This window comes from Streptomyces sp. Edi2 (assembly GCF_040253635.1).
Taxonomy (GTDB): domain Bacteria; phylum Actinomycetota; class Actinomycetes; order Streptomycetales; family Streptomycetaceae; genus Streptomyces.
The window spans coordinates 6,438,886-6,454,052 of record NZ_JBEJGX010000003.1 but is presented as its reverse complement, the minus strand read 5'-3'; the positions used below and the strand labels follow the sequence as shown (position 1 = coordinate 6,454,052).

Below are 15,167 nucleotides of genomic sequence, written 5' to 3'. Positions count from 1 at the left end.
TGAGCCCGATGAGCCAGGCGGCGCAGAATCTGAACTGGTTGATCACCAACTTCGTGGACAACACCCCCGGGGTGTCCCACACGGTCGTGGTCTCCGCGGACGGGCTGCTCCTTGCCATGTCCGAGGGTTTCCCTCGTGACAGAGCCGATCAGTTGGCGGCGGTGGCCTCCGGCCTCACCTCGCTGACCTCCGGCGCGTCCCGCATCTTCGAGGGCGGGAGCGTCAATCAGACCGTGGTGGAGATGGAGCGCGGCTTCCTCTTCATCATGTCCGTCTCGGACGGATCGTCACTGGCCGTGCTCGCACACCCCGAGTGCGACATCGGCCTGGTCGGCTACGAGATGGCCCTGCTGGTCGACCGCGCGGGCACGGTACTGACGCCGGATCTGCGTGCCGAACTGCAGGGCAGCCTTCTCAACTAAAAGACAGGCAGTGCGTTTCCCGCCACCGCGCCTTATGGTTCGGTGGCGCGACCGGCGTCAGACAGGCAAGTTGGAGGAGGAGACGTGGCAACGCCCCCGAGCGGATACCCGTATGGTTCCGGACAGCAGTCCGGGCCTGTGGGCGAGACCCATAACAACCGCTTCAACTTCCCGTCTGCGCCGAGCCGCCGGCCGCAGCGGCCCCCGCAGCAGCAGCCCCGGCCGTACGACTCCCAGCCGTACGAGCCATCGGTGTACGACCAGCCGCAGGCACCGCGCATCCAGCCGGTGCAGCCGCAGCGACGCGCTCCCGAGCCCTCCCCCATGGGCTCGAACAACCCGCTCGTGCGCCCGTACGCCATGACCGGAGGCCGGACCAGGCCGCGCTACCAGCTCGCCATCGAGGCACTGGTCAGCACGACCGCCGACCCCGCGAAGATGCAGGGCCAGCTGCCGGAGCACCAGCGCATCTGCCACCTCTGCCGCGAGATCAAGTCAGTTGCCGAGATCTCCGCGCTTCTCTCCATCCCCCTCGGCGTCGCCCGGATCCTCGTCGCCGACCTGGCGGAGGCCGGACTCGTCGCCATCCATCAGCCCGGCGGGGACGAGACCGCCGGCGGACAGCCAGATGTGACACTGCTCGAAAGGGTGCTCAGTGGACTTCGCAAGCTCTAGCGGTGCAGCCCGCTCCACCACCTCCGCGAAAATCGTGGTGGCGGGCGGCTTCGGCGTGGGCAAGACCACGTTCGTCGGGGCCGTCTCAGAGATCAATCCGCTGCGTACCGAAGCCGTGATGACTTCCGCTTCGGCGGGGATCGATGACCTCACGCACGCGCCGGACAAGACGACCACGACCGTGGCGATGGACTTCGGCCGGATCACCCTGGACCAGGACCTGATCCTGTACCTCTTCGGTACGCCGGGCCAGGACCGCTTCTGGTTCATGTGGGACGACCTGGTCCGCGGTGCCATCGGCGCCGTGGTGCTGGTCGATACCCGCCGGCTGGCCGACTGCTTCCCCGCGGTCGACTACTTCGAAAACAGCGGCCTGCCGTTCGTCATCGCCCTCAACGGCTTCGACGGACACCAGCCCTACACGCCGGACGAGGTGCGTGAGGCGCTGCAGATCGGCCCGGACGCGCCCATCATCGTGACCGACGCCCGGCACCGCAGCGAGGCCAAGAGCGCGCTCATCACGCTCGTGGAGCACGCACTGATGGCCCGGCTGCGCTGAGCGGTCCACGGGACGCGTCCGGGCTCCCCGTGCCCGCACGCCCCGTACGACGAAAGGCCCCCACACCTCTTGGTGCGGGGGCCTTCGTCGTGCCAGGTGCCCGTACACGGCGCTGTACGGGCACCTGGGCCGGCGCCGGGGCTCACTTGCGCGCGGGGCACTCCTTCCATGCGAAGTGGTACACCGTGTTGATGTTGCCGTCGGTGGAGTCCATGGCCATGTAGCTGGTGGCCTTGGGGTCCGCCGACTTGGCGTCCACCCTCATCTCGGTGTTGATGTTGAAGTAGCGCTCCTCGCCACAGGGGGCGTACACCAGGGCGTCGACGTCGGTCTCGTCCGAGGTCTGCCAGTTGGAGTCGTAGGGGCCGACGAAGGTGTGGCTCTTACGGGCCGTCTGCTGCTGGCCCTGGAAGTAGTAGCCCGCCTGCTCCAGCCCTCTGGCCCCCGGGGCCAGGGACGCATAGCCCCGGTAGTCGGCCCGGGCGACCGCGTAGGTGAAGCCCTGCGGGACGTGCACGTTCAGCGCGATCTGGCAGTTCTTGCGGGAGTCGGTCGGCTTGCTGCCGGCGCCTGCCTGGGCGAGGTACTCGCTGTACGTGACGGTGAAGGCGGTGTTGTCCGGGGCGATGGCCACGGCGGCGCTGCCGGGTCTGCAGCCCGAACCGTTGACCGTGGCGACGGTAATGGTGATCTTGCCGCTCGGCGGGTCGTCGCCGAACCGGGTGGCGGTGGTGGGGGATGCCGATCCGGCGAGGAGCAACGATGCCACGGCGGCACCAGCACTGAGCGTGCTGAGCATGGGCTTTCCTTCCGGTCGTCCTAGGGCCCGCGGTGCGGGAACGCCAGGAGTGGGTTGACGAGCGCATGCCAGCACGGGTGGAGCGGCTTGAACAGCTCTGCTCCCCATGGTTGGGGTGAACCTACGCCTTGATCCGGACACCACCTGCCAAACCGGAATACCAGGTCCGAAAAGTAATGAGGCGCCATATCACGGTGGTTGAGGGCGTGTTGGGCGGTATATCCCTCAAGGGGGCGCGAGTGGCGGCTGAATCCGGGTGCGGGTTGCCGGTGGCTGGGGCCGTTTCGCCCAGTCGTTGTGGGTGGTGGGTCGGAGGGGACGCCCGGTACCCCGTCCTCGGCGCGGGCGCATCTGGTACGTGTGATTGGTTGCCCCGGCGTTCGCTCCGGTCCTGCGGGCGGGGCACCGGACATCCCCTCCGACCGCCGTCCGTCGGCGACCGTCCCGCCGTACCAATCACCGTTACGGCCAACACCCGCTCACCCCTTGGCAAGGCGCGGGCCAACCGCCAGGTCTCAGCCGCACCAGCCCTTGGCAGGGAACTGGCCGACAGGTGTGCAGGTTGTCGGCCGCCCAACCGTCGTCATCCGGCCGTCATCGTCCGGCCGACCCCGCCTCAGGTGTTCCTTGGCCGGAGGCAGCATGTGTGTGGTGACGGACGGTGCCACCGGCTGGCAGTCGGGAACGCACGAAGGCCGGAGGGGATGTACCGGGACCCGCCCGCAGGACCGGAGCGAACGCCGGGGCAATCAAATGCATGGACCAGGGCCGCCCGCGCCGTGGGGGCACCTCCCGGCCGAAGGCTGGGGGAGGGTTCCGGTGCGTCCCCTCCGGCCCCCGCGGCACCCACGAACCCCGCAAGGCGCCAGCCCCACCCGTCAAGCGGCGTCACTGAGACAGACGCGACGGCGCACCAAGGGGGCGCGGGGAACTGCGCGCCCAGCCACAACGCACCCGTAGGCAAAACGCGCCCTAGGGACCCCGCAAGCGGGGCCCCTAGTCGGCGACATCAGCGAAGCGTCACCGCTGCCAGCTGGTAGCCCCATGAAAGCCGCTCTGCCGCTCCAGGCGCCGCCAACGGGCGGCAGTCGCGTGCGGGCGGGACGGCGTGGGGGCGGCCGGCCGATGGGCGGCGCGGGCCAGCAGGACGGCGGTCAGGGCGGCCAGCTCTTCCTCGCTGGCCTGGCCCTTCTCCACGCGGATCGAGTCGGTGCGGTGGGCAGGATTCACGGTGTGTTCTCCGTCGTCACGGTGGGCGTAGTGCCAAAAGCGGGTGCGGGGGTGGCTACTGGGGCGGGTTGCCGTGCTTACGGGCCGGCAGGTCCGCATGCTTGGTGCGCAGCATCTCCAGGGCCCGGATGAGCGTGTGGCGGGTTTCGGCCGGGTCGATGACGTCGTCGACCAGGCCGCGCTCGGCCGCGTAATAGGGGTGCATCAGCTCGGACTTGTACTCCTTGACCATGCGGGTGCGCATGGCATCGGAGTCGTCCGCCTCGGCGATCTGCTTGCGGAAGATGACGTTGGCCGCGCCCTCGGCGCCCATCACCGCGATCTCGTTGGTGGGCCAGGCGTAGGTCAGGTCCGCGCCGATGGACTGCGAGTCCATGACGATGTAGGCGCCGCCGTACGCCTTGCGCAGGACAAGGGAGATCCGCGGGACGGTGGCGTTGCAGTAGGCGTAGAGCAGCTTGGCGCCGTGCCGGATGATGCCGCCGTGCTCCTGGTCGACACCGGGCAGGAAGCCGGGGACGTCCAGCAGGGTGACGATCGGGATGTTGAAGGCGTCGCACATCTGGACGAAGCGGGCCGACTTCTCGGACGCCTCGATGTCCAGGACACCGGCCAGCGACTGCGGCTGGTTGGCGATGATGCCCACCACCCGGCCGTCGAGCCGGGACAGCGCGCAGATGATGTTGGTCGCCCAGCGCTCGTGGACCTCCAGGAACTCGCCGTCGTCGACGATCTCCTCGATGACCTTGCGCATGTCGTAGGGGCGGTTGCCATCGGCCGGGACCAGGTCCAGCAGGGCGTCACCCGAGCGGTCGGCGGGGTCCTCGCAGGGCACCGACGGCGGGTTCTCCCGGTTGTTCGCCGGCAGCAGCGAGAGGAGGTAGCGGACCTCCTCCAGGCAGGTGGCCTCATCGTCGTAGGCGAAGTGGCACACGCCGGAGGTCTCGGCGTGGACGTCGGCGCCGCCGAGGCCGTTCTGGGTGATCTCCTCGCCGGTCACCGCGCGCACCACGTCGGGGCCGGTGATGAACATCTGCGAGGTCTCGCGGACCATGAAGACGAAGTCGGTCAGGGCGGGGCTGTAGGCCGCGCCGCCGGCGCAGGGGCCGAGCATGACCGAGATCTGCGGGATGACACCGGAGGCCTTGGTGTTGCGCTGGAAGATGCCGCCGTAGCCGGCCAGCGCGGAGACGCCCTCCTGGATACGGGCGCCGGCGCCGTCGTTCAGCGACACCAGCGGCGCACCGGCCTGGATGGCCATGTCCATGATCTTGTGGATCTTGGTGGCGTGGGCCTCGCCCAGCGCGCCGCCGAAGATCCGGAAGTCGTGCGCGTAGGTGAACACGGTCCGGCCGTGCACGGTGCCCCAGCCGGTGATCACGCCGTCGGTGTAGGGCTTCTTGGCCTCCAGGCCGAAGCCCGTCGCCCGGTGCCGCCGCAGCGGCTCGACCTCGTTGAACGAACCCTCGTCCAGCAGCAGCTCGATCCGCTCGCGCGCCGTCAGCTTGCCCTTGGCACGCTGCGCTTCGGTCGCCCGCTCGCTGGGTCCTTGCCGGACCTGCTCGCGGATGGCGTGCAGCTCGGCGACGCGCCCGCGGGCGTCGTTGGCGCCGGCGGGCAGATCTTCGACAGTGGTCATGCCTCGACGGTACGTGTGCGAGGCGCCCCGCACCGATGTCGGTTTCGTACAACGTCGCACGCGATTTGGTGGGCAGGCAGTACAGAACCGTGCTGTACGGGCCCCGCGTCCCGGCCTCCGTTCGGGTGGCGGCGCTTCCCCGCGTCTGTATGAGGCCCACAAACCGGAGGGTAGCGATGTTGTGGTGACCGGTTGATCGGCCAAGTCCCCGGCGTCGGTCAGCCCAGCTGCACCGTGCAGGTGTGGGTGGCGCAGCTCGTGCCGGGCGTCAAGCGCAGCCGCAGGGCGCGCCCGGTGGTCAGCACCTCGATCGCCGGGTCGTGGGCGAGCACCGCGCGCACCGGCCGTGACCAGGTGATTTCCAGCGGGTCGCCGGTGCGCTCCGGGGCGGCGAGGCACAGCAGCGCGGTCGGCCGCCGCCGCCCGTGGCGCTCACGCACCAGCACGCTCGCGGGGCCGCTGCTGGTGAGCGGCCCCGCGCGGCCGGCCCGCCAGAAGTTGGCGGCCGTTACGCCGAGCGGGTCGACGGCGATCGCCTGGCGGCCTGCGTCGTTGGCGAGCACGGTCAGCCAGCGCCGGTCGGCGGCCCTGGCGGCGAGGGTGCGGGCGGTGGCGCCCGGCATGAGCAGGTAGGCGTAGCGGGCGTCGGTCGGGTCGGTGCCGTGGTCCTGCCAGAGGGTGAGGTAGCGGCGGGTGAACGGCTCGGTGGACGAGGTCGTGTTGATGTCGTGCCAGGAGCCGGTGCGGGCCTCGCGCAGCACCTCGAGGGGCGCGCCGCCGGGGAAGACGTAGCCGCCGTGTCCGGCGAGGTGGACCCAGTGGGCGCGGCGGAAGGAGGTGGTCACGCCTAGCGTGCCGGGCCGGCGTACGCCGTCGACGGTGAGCGCGGCGGTGCCCCGTTCGCCCAGGCAGCGGTTGTCGACGACGGTCTCGGCCGGTACTCCGTCGCGGGCGGTGATGCCGGCGCCCAGGCAGACCAGGCAGTCCGCGAGCGCGAACCAGGATTTCCTGGCGGTGAGGGTCGAGGACAGGCCGCGCAGGTCCTGGCCGATCGCGGCGAACTCCCCGTCGGTGGTGCCGCCGACCCAGCGCGCGGCGGGCTTGGGCTCGCCCCAGCCGCCGCCCTCGTTGTCGGCGAGCCGCCGGGTGGACACGGTCGTGCCGGGGAGCCGGTAGGGGTCGACGGTGGGCCAGAAGGCGTCGGTGTACTGGTCGCCCCCGAAGTCGGCGCCCCACCAATAGAGCATGCCGGCGCCGGTGTGCCAGCCGCGCGGGTTCTCGCCGTTGCCGTTCTCGTAGTACGTGATGCGGTCGGAGGCCATGGCCAGGCCGGCGGCCCACCCGGGGCGGCGGTGCACGGCACGGTCCATGGCGGGGAAGAGCCGGTGGCCGACGGGTTCGGGGGCGGCGGCCGCGGGGCCGTCGGCAATCTTCGCGAGCCGGGCGAGGTCGGCGACCGGGTACTGCCGGTCGGTGAGGACGGGCAGGGTGCGGTCCCGGACGGTCCAGCCCTTGATCATGGCGTGCCAGCGGTCCCGCTCGGCGCTGCTCGCGGCCTGGGCGAGCAGCGCGATGGCGGCGATCAGCGCATGGCCGTGGTAGTGGTCGCTGCGCAGAATGTGCCGCTCGTCGCTGCGGAGATAGCCGCGGCTGACGGCGCGCCCGTTGACGCTGTCCATCATCAGGCCGTTGTGGAGCAGCGGGGCCCAGGCCCGCTCGACGCTGTCGAGGACGATCTGCCGGGCCGGGTCGGTGACCTGCCAGGACGAGCCGCCGAGCAGGGTGAACAGCCGGCCCAGGCCGTCCAGCAGGACATAGCCGTAGGTGCCGGAGTAGGCGACCCATGTGTGCTGGACGAAGGAGCCGTCGGCGTAGAGGCCGTCGCCCCGGGTGACGTAGGGGAAGACCGGCGAGAGGGCGTCGCGGGCCAGGGCGGTCTTGGCGGGGGCGCGGCCGAGGATGCCGCGCAGCGCGACCACCCGGCACAGGTCGACGCGGTTGGCGCCGGTGCTGGTCCCGGTGTAGTCGCCGAGCAGGACGTCCGGGACGAAGTGGTCGACGGCGGCCAGGCAGCGCTCGCGCAGCGCGTCGTCGAGGCCGCCGTCGGGCAGGTGCTGACCAAGGATCGCGAGGGTGTCGAGGAGGAGTCTGGGGCTGCCGATCTGCCACTCCCACCAGTTGCCGTAGCGGGTGGTGGCGGTGTTGTAGACGGTGGCTTCGAGGTGGTCGAGGCCGGTGAGCAGGGCGGTGGCGAGGCCGGGGTCGCCGGTGCGGCCGGTGCCGGGCTGGGCGTAGGCCTGGGCCATGGTGGCGAGCCGGCTGTAGCTCTGGGTGATGCCGGACGGCGGATCGTAGCGGCAGTCCGGCCAGAGGGAGGTGGCGGCCGGCCGCATGCTCGCCCGGAAGGCGTCGGCGAGGGTGCCGGTCTCCTGGAGGGCGGCGGCGTACGGCGGGGCGGCGGGGTCGAAGCCGCTGCCGAGGGTGAGCTCGCACCAGCGGGCGCGGAGGGTGGCGAACTCGTCCCCGGGAGCGATGGCCGGACCGGGGCCGGCCGCGGCGGGGTGGGCGGTGAGGCCGAGCGCGCTCGCCGTGGCGGCGGCAGTGGCGGTGGCGAGGAATCCTCGGCGTGACCAGACGGGCGTGGCGGGGAAAGGCGGCACGGTCGGTCCTCTCCATGGCGTCAACTGGAGGGTGGCGCTGCGCACTTGGGAGTTCCCGATGGTCTAGCACGCACCGCCGGAGGGCGGCAATGACCGCGCCGCAACGCCGCCCGCCACCCGCTCGGCGGAGCCCGCCCATCCAGAGAGGTTGAATGTTGAACCAGATGGCGCTACGGTGAATCTCGTTGAAGCTTAAACAAATCTGCGCACCGAGCCGGTGCGCCGTCTTCGAGGAGGAGCCATGGCTCTGTTCCACCGCAAGCGCACCGCCGACACCGGCGACACCACCGCCCCCGCCGCCACCAGTGCTGCCGTCCTCGACGCCGACCCCGCGCTCGCGGCGCTGACCGGCGACTACACCATCGACCCGGCCCACAGCAGCATCGGCTTCACCGTCCGGCACGCCATGGTCACCAACGTCCGCGGCACCTTCGGCGACTACGAGGGCACGCTCCACCTCGACGGCGCCGACCCGTCCCTCTCCACCGCGTCCCTCGACGTCAAGATCGCCGGCATCGACACCGGGATCGCGGACCGCGACGGCCACCTGCGCAGCGCCGACTTCTTCGACGCCGAGACCTTCCCGCTGATGACCTTCCGCAGCACCGCCGCCGAGCAGGTGTCCGGTGACCGCTACCGCATCACCGGCGATCTCACCCTCCGCGACGTCACCAGGCCGCTCACCATCGACCTGGAGTTCCACGGCGCGGCCACCGACGTCTACGGCGCCGAGCGGGTGGGCTTCGAGGGCAGCGCCGAGATCCTGCGCTCCGACTGGGGCCTGACCTGGAACGCCGCACTGGAGACCGGCGGGGTGATGGTCAGCGACAAGGTCAAGCTCCTCTTCGACATCTCCGCCGTCAAGGCCGCCCCGCAGGCCTGACCCGCATGGCCCGCCACACGACCGCGGCCCCGCACCACCCCTCTCCCCCGAGGGTCGTGCGGGGCCGCGGTCGTGCCGCTGCCGCGGCGCTCACTCCTGCGGCTCGACCCCGGCCCGCAGCAGCCCGTAGGCGTACGCATCGTCCAGCGCCTGCCAGGAGGCGGCGATGACGTTCTCCGCGACGCCGACCGTGGACCACTCGCCCCGGCCGTCGCTGGTGGAGACCAGCACCCGGGTGATCGAGCCGGTGCCCAGGGCGCCCTCCAGGATGCGGACCTTGTAGTCCACCAGCTCCATATGGGCCAGCTGCGGATAGATCCGCTCCAGGCCCACCTTCAGCGCCCGGTCCAGGGCGTTGACCGGGCCGTTGCCCTCGGCGGTGGTGACGATCCGCTCGCCCTTGGCCCACAGCTTCACGGTCGCCTCGTTGGCGTGCGTACCGTCCGGGCGGTCCTCGACGATCGCGCGCCAGGACTCGACCGTGAAGTAGCTGCGCGGCCGGCCGCCCGCCGCCCGCTGCAGCTCCTCGCGCAGCAGCAACTCGAAGGAGGCGTCGGCGGCCTCGTAGGTGTAGCCCGCCAGCTCCCGCTCCTTGACCCGCTCGACGACCCGGCCGACCAGCTCGCGGTCGTCGCCGAGGTCGACGCCGAGCTCCTTGCCCTTGAGCTCGATGGACGCCCGCCCGGCCATGTCGGAGACCAGCATCCGCATGGTGTTGCCGACCAGCGCCGGGTCGATGTGCTGGTAGAGGTCCGGGTCGACCTTGATCGCGGAGGCGTGCAGCCCGGCCTTGTGGGCGAAGGCGGAGACACCGACATAGGGCTGGTGGGTGGAGGGCGTGAGGTTGACGACCTCGGCGATGGCGTGCGAGATCCGGGTGGTCTCGGCGAGCTTGCCCTCGGGCAGCACCGGGCGTCCGTACTTGAGCTCCAGGGCGGCAACGACCGGGAAGAGGTTGGAGTTGCCGACCCGCTCGCCGTACCCGTTGGCGGTGCACTGGACGTGGGTGGCGCCCGCGTCCACCGCGGCCAGGGTGTTGGCGACCGCGCAGCCGGTGTCGTCCTGGGCGTGGATGCCCAGGCGCGCGCCGGTGTCCGCGAAGACGGTCCGTACGACGGCGGTGACCTGCGCCGGAAGCATGCCGCCGTTGGTGTCGCAGAGCACCACGACATCGGCACCGGCCTCGCTCGCGGTGCGCACGACCTCCTTTGCGTACACCGGGTCCAGCGCATAGCCGTCGAAGAAGTGCTCACAGTCGAGGAAGACCCGGCGGCCCTGGTCGCGCAGGTAGGCGACGGTGTCCCTGACCATCGCCAGGTTCTCCTGCGGCGTGGTCCGCAGCGCCAGCTCCACATGCCCGACATGGGACTTGGCGACCAGCGTGATGACCGGCGCCTGGGACGCCAGGAGCCCGGCGACCTGCGGATCGTCCTCGACGCGGACGCCCGCCTTGCGGGTGGCGCCGAACGCGACCAGCTGCGCGTGCCGGAAGCCGATCTCCGTACGGGCCCGCTCGAAGAACTCGGTGTCCCGCGGGTTGGCGCCCGGCCAGCCGCCCTCGATGAAGCCCACACCGAAGTCGTCGAGGTGCCGGGCGATGGTCAGCTTGTCGGCGACGGTGAGGTTGATGCCCTCGCGCTGCGCACCGTCGCGGAGCGTGGTGTCGAAGACGTGGAAGTCGTCGGGCACCGCGTCGGCGGGGAGGGTGGCGTGCACCGGGTTCGGGGAGGTGCGCCGCGCAGCGGCTCCGGCCGGGGTGGTGGCGGGAGACGGGTGGGAATGTGCATCCGTCATGCTGGTCTGGCTCCTGTCGGGATCTCGGTCTACCGGAATGACCGGTTCCACCGTCCCTCCATGGTCCCTCGCGCTGCGCCTCCGGTGCGGTGTGGTCCGGAAACGAAAAAACCTCTCGCGGGTGCGAGAGGTCTGCGCGCGGGTCTGGGACGACGATGGCCGCGCCGTACTCGGTTCGTACGGGGCGGTCACTGCGGACCGGCGCGCCTGCTGCCAATAATCATGGCGAACGAGAGCACGGTCCGCAGTGTGCCACACGCCCGGACCGGACACGTGGCAGTCTCACCATTCGGTCGGACTGTCCACCGCCGCCCAGCGCCGGAGCGCGGCGGTGGCCCGGGCGCGGTCCCGGGGCGCCAGCTTCCCGATGCTCACGACGTGGCTGGTGTGCGGGGCCAGGTAGACGTGCGCGTCCCGGCTGCCCTTGCCCGTACGGAAGGGCTCGGCCCGGGCGGGATCCATCTCGCCGTACACGAACAGCAGCTCGCTGCCGTGGTGCCGTACCCAGCGGTCGATGTCGGGCATGGCGTCCGGCTGGAAACGCAGCGGAATGCTGCGCGGCAGATAGGTGCGCATCTCCTGGATGCCGGGGTAGCGCAGCAATCCGGCGAGCTGCGGGGCAGCAAACGACACATAGCCGAGCTGGGTGCCCAACTGGTAGTAGGACGCGGTCATGGCGGCCAGGCCACGGTCGGTGAAGGCCGGGAGCATGGTCGTGCCGGCGAACCAGGTGAGCAGCGCGTCGCCGTCGGCCGAGGGCCGGGGGATCGCGCCGCAGCCGTCCGTCTCTCCCTGCTGCATCCAGAAGAGCATGGGCAGCTCCAGCACGGTGAGTTCCAGGGCGCGGTCGGCGCTGCCGATGGTGTGGAACGTGTCGCCCTGGCCTGCGGACCAGCGGGCGAGGCGGCCCGCCATCTCCGCACGCCGGGACCCCAGCATCGCGCGCTGCACCGCCGTGAGCGCGCTCCGGCAGGCGGGCGTGCCCACCCGCCGGAGGAAGCGGTCCTCGGCGGTGTCGTCCCGGTCGTCGGTGTTGTCGGGCGCCGAGTAAGCGACGGAGCCGGCCACATCGTGCGGGTAGAAACGCCGGTGGTAGACGGTGGCCATCCCGCCCTTGCTGCCGCCGGTGGAGATCCAGGCGGCGCGGTAGACCGGCTTGAGGGCCTGGATCAGCCGGTGGTGATCACTGGCCGCCTGCCAGATGTCGAGTTTCGACCAGTCGGCGATGCGGGGGCGGGACGTGCCGAAGTACCGCTGCTCGACGCTGATCTGGTTGCCGTCCACGATCTTGGTCGGCTCGGCACGGAATCCGGGGTCCTCGGTGTTGAGGTCGTAACCGCCGGTGTAGAGCACCATCGGCCGGGCGGTGGACCGGTGGAGCAGCGACAGCCGCTGCTCGAAGCTGCCCCTGCCGGGGTGCCGGTGGTCGACGGGCTGGCGGTAGAGCAGCGCGAAGGAGCGGTAGCCGGCCGGGGCGGGGTTCTCCTTGACCACCCGCATCCCGGGTACGGCCGCGATCCTGGCCCGGATGTCGTCGGCGGCCGGGCGCACCGTGACCGTGCGCACCGCCGCCGGAGGCGCCGTGGCCGGGTGCGCCCCGCCCGTCCGGGCCGTGGCCGTGGCCGGGGCCGCCACGGCCGAGGCCAGCAGGCCGGTCAGCAACAGCGGCAGGCATAACTGTCTCGTGATCTTCATACCGCCAGCCAACCAGCCGGGGCACCGGGCGCCTATCCCGGAACCGGCCCTGCCGCGGGCGGGGAAGGCCGGTTCCGGCCAGGACGGACGCCCCGGTCCAGGGCGGACGCCCCTCAGGCGGCGACTCACCCGGCGACTCAGTCGGCGACGGGCTCCCCCACCCGCGCCCGGCCGGCTCCCGTGTCCTCGTCCTGCTGGCCGACCCGGTGCAGGTCGATGGTGCGGGTCTCGCGCATCGTGAGGTAGACGATCAGCGAGACGGCGGCGCAGCCGGCGACGTACCAGGGGAAGGTCGACTCGATGCCCGACTGCTTCAGCCGCAGTGCCAGCGGCTCGGCGGTGCCGCCGAAGAGCGCGTTGGCAATGGCGTACGGGAGAGCGACGCCGAGGGACCGGATGCCGGTGGGGAACAGCTCGGCCTTCACACAGGCGTTGATCGAGGTGTAGCCGGTGACGATCACCAGGGCGAGCAGGGCCAGGCCGAGGGCCGGCCAGAAGCTGCCGGCGTACTTGAGCAGTGACATGATCGGCACGGTCAGGAAGGTGCCGCCGACCGCGAAGGTGATCAGCAGCGGACGCCGGCCGATCCGGTCCGAGAGCGCCCCGGCGAGCGGCTGGAGGCACATGAACACGAACAGCGCACAGAAGCTGACCAGGGTCGCGGTCTGTTTGGGCAGGCCCGCGGTCCCCGACAGGTACTTGGTCAGGTATGTCGTGTACGTGTAGTAGGCGACGGTGCCCCCCATCGTCAGGGCGACGACCAGGAACGCCTCGCGCTTGTGCTGCCACAGTGCCTTGAGGGTGCCGCGCCCGGCCCCGTCGTGGCCCGCGTCGCCGCCGACCGTCTCGCCTGCCTCGTTGAAGACCTCGGTCTCCAGCATGTTCCGTCGCAGGTAGAAGACGACGGCCGCGCCCAGGGCGCCGATGATGAACGGGATGCGCCAGCCCCAGCCGTGCAGCGCCTCGTCCGACAGGGTGTTCTGCAGGACGATCTGCAGCGCCAGCCCGATCAGCTGGCCCGCGGTCATGGACACGTACTGGAAGCTGGAGGCAAAGCCGCGCTTGCCCTCCGCGGACGCCTCGGTGAGATAGGTCGCGCTCGCCGCGTACTCGCCGCCGACGGACAGGCCCTGAAGGAGGCGGGCAATCAGCAGGACAGCCACCCCGCCGTAGCCGGCGACCGCGTAGGTCGGCGCGAGGGCGATGAGAATCGCGGACGCGGACATCAGGGTGACGGTGAGCGTCAGTGCGGCTTTCCGTCCCCGCCGGTCACCGATCCGGCCCAGCAGCCAGCCGCCGATGGGGCGCATGATGAAGCCGACGGCGAAGATGGCCATGGTATTGAACAGTTGTGCGGTGGTGTTGCCTTCGGGGAAGAAGGAGCCTGCGAAGTACACCGCGAAGCTGGAGTAGACGAACCAGTCGAACCACTCGACCATGTTCCCCGCTGAACCCACCCAAATCTTTCGCCAGTTGGCCCTGCCACCGCTTGCATCCGTCTCACCCGGGCGCTGTGTCACGCCAGCCTCCTCGCTTCACGGGCCGATCGACCGGCCAGCGGTTACGGTCGTCGATCGGTGCGGTGGCTGACAAGAGCACGGCGGGCAACGATCGGGCGTACTTGCGTGCGTTGTGTACACGGCCCGCGGAAAGGGCGGGCGCGGCCCTGGGGCCGCGCCCGCCTCTTCCTCCGTTGCGGTCAGGGCTTGCAGTGCCCCAGGTACTTGGCGCCGCGCACCTTCGTGGGGAGCGGGGCGACGGTGCCCAGGAACTCGTCCTTGCCCGGCTTGATGCACCAGGTCAGGTCCGGCGCCATGATGTGGTCCACCGTCACCTTGTGCCAGTACTTCTTCGAGCAGTTGTGGTAGTAGAGCCCGGCGCTGCCACCGGTGTGCACTCCGCACTTGGTCATCGTGGCCGAGGCCTTGGCGGTGGCCGGGGTCGCGGCGTTCGCCGCGGGCGCTGCCGGGCCCAGCAGCGCGGTGGCACCGAGGACGGCCAGGGCCGCGAACGGGGCCCTCTTCCGTGAGATCACTTCTGTTCCCCTCGTGTGGACGTGCCCGTGGAGCAGGCACGTCGGTCGGGCGCGTGCGAGGGGGCGGTCGGTCATGCACGTCCCCCCGGGCGTTCGGTCGCGCACGCGCATCCGGCGACGCTAGGGGGCGAAGATCACGGATTCAAGGGCCGCGCCGTACCGGTTTCCAGCGCCTCGTCCAGGAATTCGCGTACGTGGTCCAGGACTTGTTCCCGGTCCGTGCCCGGGAGGCCGACGACGAGCTGGGAGCCGAAGCCGTCGAGGAGAGCGCGGGTGCGGGTCGCGAAGCGTTCGGCGTCGACGGGGCGGAACTCGCCCTTCGAGATGCCCTCGACGAGGAGGGCCACCAGGTCGCGGTGCCAGGCGAGTTCGAGGTCGAGCTGGCGTTCGCGGGTCTCGTCGTCGGCGCTCCGGGAGCGGTTCCACACCTCCAGCCACAGCGTCCAGCGCGGGTCGCGGTGGCCCTCGGGCAGGTAGAGGTCGACCAGCGCGTCCAGTCGTTCGCGGGCGGGGACGCGGCGGGAGAGGGCGGCCCGGCGTTCGGTGCCGAGCTGTTCCTCGCTCCACTGCAGGGTCTGCAGCAGCAGCTCGTCCTTCGTACCGAAGTAGTAGAGGATGTGGCCGCTGCTCATGCCGACCTCACGGCCCAGCCCTGCCATGGTCAGCCGGTCCAGGCCCTCCGCGGCGATGGTCGTCATCGCCGCGGCGAGGACCTGCTCGCGGGGCTGGCTGAGCCGGCGCCGGGGGCGGCGCACGGGACCGGGCACGGGGACCTC

General features: G+C 71.0%; 13 protein-coding genes. 4 read left to right on the top strand and 9 right to left on the bottom strand.

Features of this window, described 5'->3' with window-relative positions:
• Window positions 1–8: 8 nt before the first annotated feature.
• From ABR737_RS31775 to ABR737_RS31765, 3 genes are all read left to right on the top strand, one after another.
• Window positions 9–422 (top strand): roadblock/LC7 domain-containing protein, encoded by a 414-nt coding sequence (locus ABR737_RS31775; RefSeq protein WP_018087204.1) that lies wholly within the window; start codon window positions 9–11, stop codon window positions 420–422.
• Between the two features lie 84 nt (window positions 423–506).
• Window positions 507–1,097 (top strand): DUF742 domain-containing protein, encoded by a 591-nt coding sequence (locus ABR737_RS31770; RefSeq protein WP_350254218.1) that lies wholly within the window; start codon window positions 507–509, stop codon window positions 1,095–1,097.
• Entirely contained in the window at window positions 1,078–1,656 is a 579-nt protein-coding gene (locus ABR737_RS31765) for a GTP-binding protein (RefSeq protein WP_159469791.1), read from the top strand. Before ABR737_RS31770 ends, ABR737_RS31765 begins: the two co-directional genes overlap by 20 nt.
• A 142-nt stretch (window positions 1,657–1,798) precedes the next feature.
• Here the strand turns inward: ABR737_RS31765 and ABR737_RS31760 are convergent, their stop codons facing one another.
• From ABR737_RS31760 to ABR737_RS31745, 4 genes are all read right to left on the bottom strand, one after another.
• Window positions 1,799–2,455, bottom strand: coding sequence for a DUF4360 domain-containing protein (locus tag ABR737_RS31760; protein ID WP_350254216.1), 657 nt, complete (start codon window positions 2,453–2,455; stop codon window positions 1,799–1,801).
• Window positions 2,456–3,475: 1,020 nt separating this feature from the next.
• Window positions 3,476–3,685: an acyl-CoA carboxylase epsilon subunit gene (locus ABR737_RS31755; RefSeq protein ID WP_350254215.1), complete on the bottom strand. Its 210-nt coding sequence runs from the start codon at window positions 3,683–3,685 to the stop codon at window positions 3,476–3,478.
• 55 nt (window positions 3,686–3,740) lie between these two features.
• Entirely contained in the window at window positions 3,741–5,324 is a 1,584-nt protein-coding gene (locus ABR737_RS31750; protein ID WP_350254213.1) for an acyl-CoA carboxylase subunit beta, read from the bottom strand.
• 218 nt (window positions 5,325–5,542) lie between these two features.
• Window positions 5,543–7,984: a polysaccharide lyase 8 family protein gene (locus tag ABR737_RS31745; protein WP_350254212.1), complete on the bottom strand. Its 2,442-nt coding sequence runs from the start codon at window positions 7,982–7,984 to the stop codon at window positions 5,543–5,545.
• 241 nt (window positions 7,985–8,225) lie between these two features.
• Here ABR737_RS31745 and ABR737_RS31740 point away from each other — a divergent pair, with 241 nt between their 5' ends.
• Entirely contained in the window at window positions 8,226–8,867 is a 642-nt protein-coding gene (locus tag ABR737_RS31740) for a YceI family protein (protein ID WP_350254211.1), read from the top strand.
• Between the two features lie 90 nt (window positions 8,868–8,957).
• On the opposite strand, the gene cimA is transcribed toward ABR737_RS31740, so the two are convergent.
• The 5 genes from cimA to ABR737_RS31715 form a co-directional block, all read right to left on the bottom strand.
• Window positions 8,958–10,661 (bottom strand): citramalate synthase, encoded by a 1,704-nt coding sequence (gene cimA, locus ABR737_RS31735; protein ID WP_350254209.1) that lies wholly within the window; start codon window positions 10,659–10,661, stop codon window positions 8,958–8,960.
• A 282-nt stretch (window positions 10,662–10,943) separates the two neighbouring features.
• Window positions 10,944–12,356 (bottom strand): S28 family serine protease, encoded by a 1,413-nt coding sequence (locus ABR737_RS31730; protein ID WP_350254206.1) that lies wholly within the window; start codon window positions 12,354–12,356, stop codon window positions 10,944–10,946.
• Between the two features lie 137 nt (window positions 12,357–12,493).
• Window positions 12,494–13,795, bottom strand: coding sequence for an MFS transporter (locus ABR737_RS31725; protein ID WP_350256998.1), 1,302 nt, complete (start codon window positions 13,793–13,795; stop codon window positions 12,494–12,496).
• Window positions 13,796–14,055: 260 nt separating this feature from the next.
• On the bottom strand, window positions 14,056–14,391 hold the full coding sequence (locus tag ABR737_RS31720) for a hypothetical protein (RefSeq protein ID WP_336050069.1): 336 nt from the start codon (window positions 14,389–14,391) through the stop codon (window positions 14,056–14,058).
• A gap of 134 nt (window positions 14,392–14,525) precedes the next feature.
• Complete coding sequence (locus tag ABR737_RS31715; protein WP_350254205.1) at window positions 14,526–15,158, bottom strand: TetR/AcrR family transcriptional regulator; 633 nt, start codon at window positions 15,156–15,158, stop codon at window positions 14,526–14,528.
• Window positions 15,159–15,167 lie beyond the last annotated feature (9 nt).

Excerpts from the sequence above, each read along its gene's own strand:
- ABR737_RS31775 (WP_018087204.1), top strand. The coding sequence starts at position 9 with ATGAGCCAGGCGGCGCAGAATCTGAACTGGTTGATCACCAACTTCGTG.
- ABR737_RS31760 (WP_350254216.1), bottom strand. The coding sequence starts at position 2,455 with ATGCTCAGCACGCTCAGTGCTGGTGCCGCCGTGGCATCGTTGCTCCTC.
- ABR737_RS31750 (WP_350254213.1), bottom strand. The coding sequence starts at position 5,324 with ATGACCACTGTCGAAGATCTGCCCGCCGGCGCCAACGACGCCCGCGGG.
- ABR737_RS31740 (WP_350254211.1), top strand. The coding sequence starts at position 8,226 with ATGGCTCTGTTCCACCGCAAGCGCACCGCCGACACCGGCGACACCACC.
- cimA (WP_350254209.1), bottom strand. The coding sequence starts at position 10,661 with ATGACGGATGCACATTCCCACCCGTCTCCCGCCACCACCCCGGCCGGA.
- ABR737_RS31730 (WP_350254206.1), bottom strand. The coding sequence starts at position 12,356 with ATGAAGATCACGAGACAGTTATGCCTGCCGCTGTTGCTGACCGGCCTG.
- ABR737_RS31725 (WP_350256998.1), bottom strand. The coding sequence starts at position 13,795 with ATGGTCGAGTGGTTCGACTGGTTCGTCTACTCCAGCTTCGCGGTGTAC.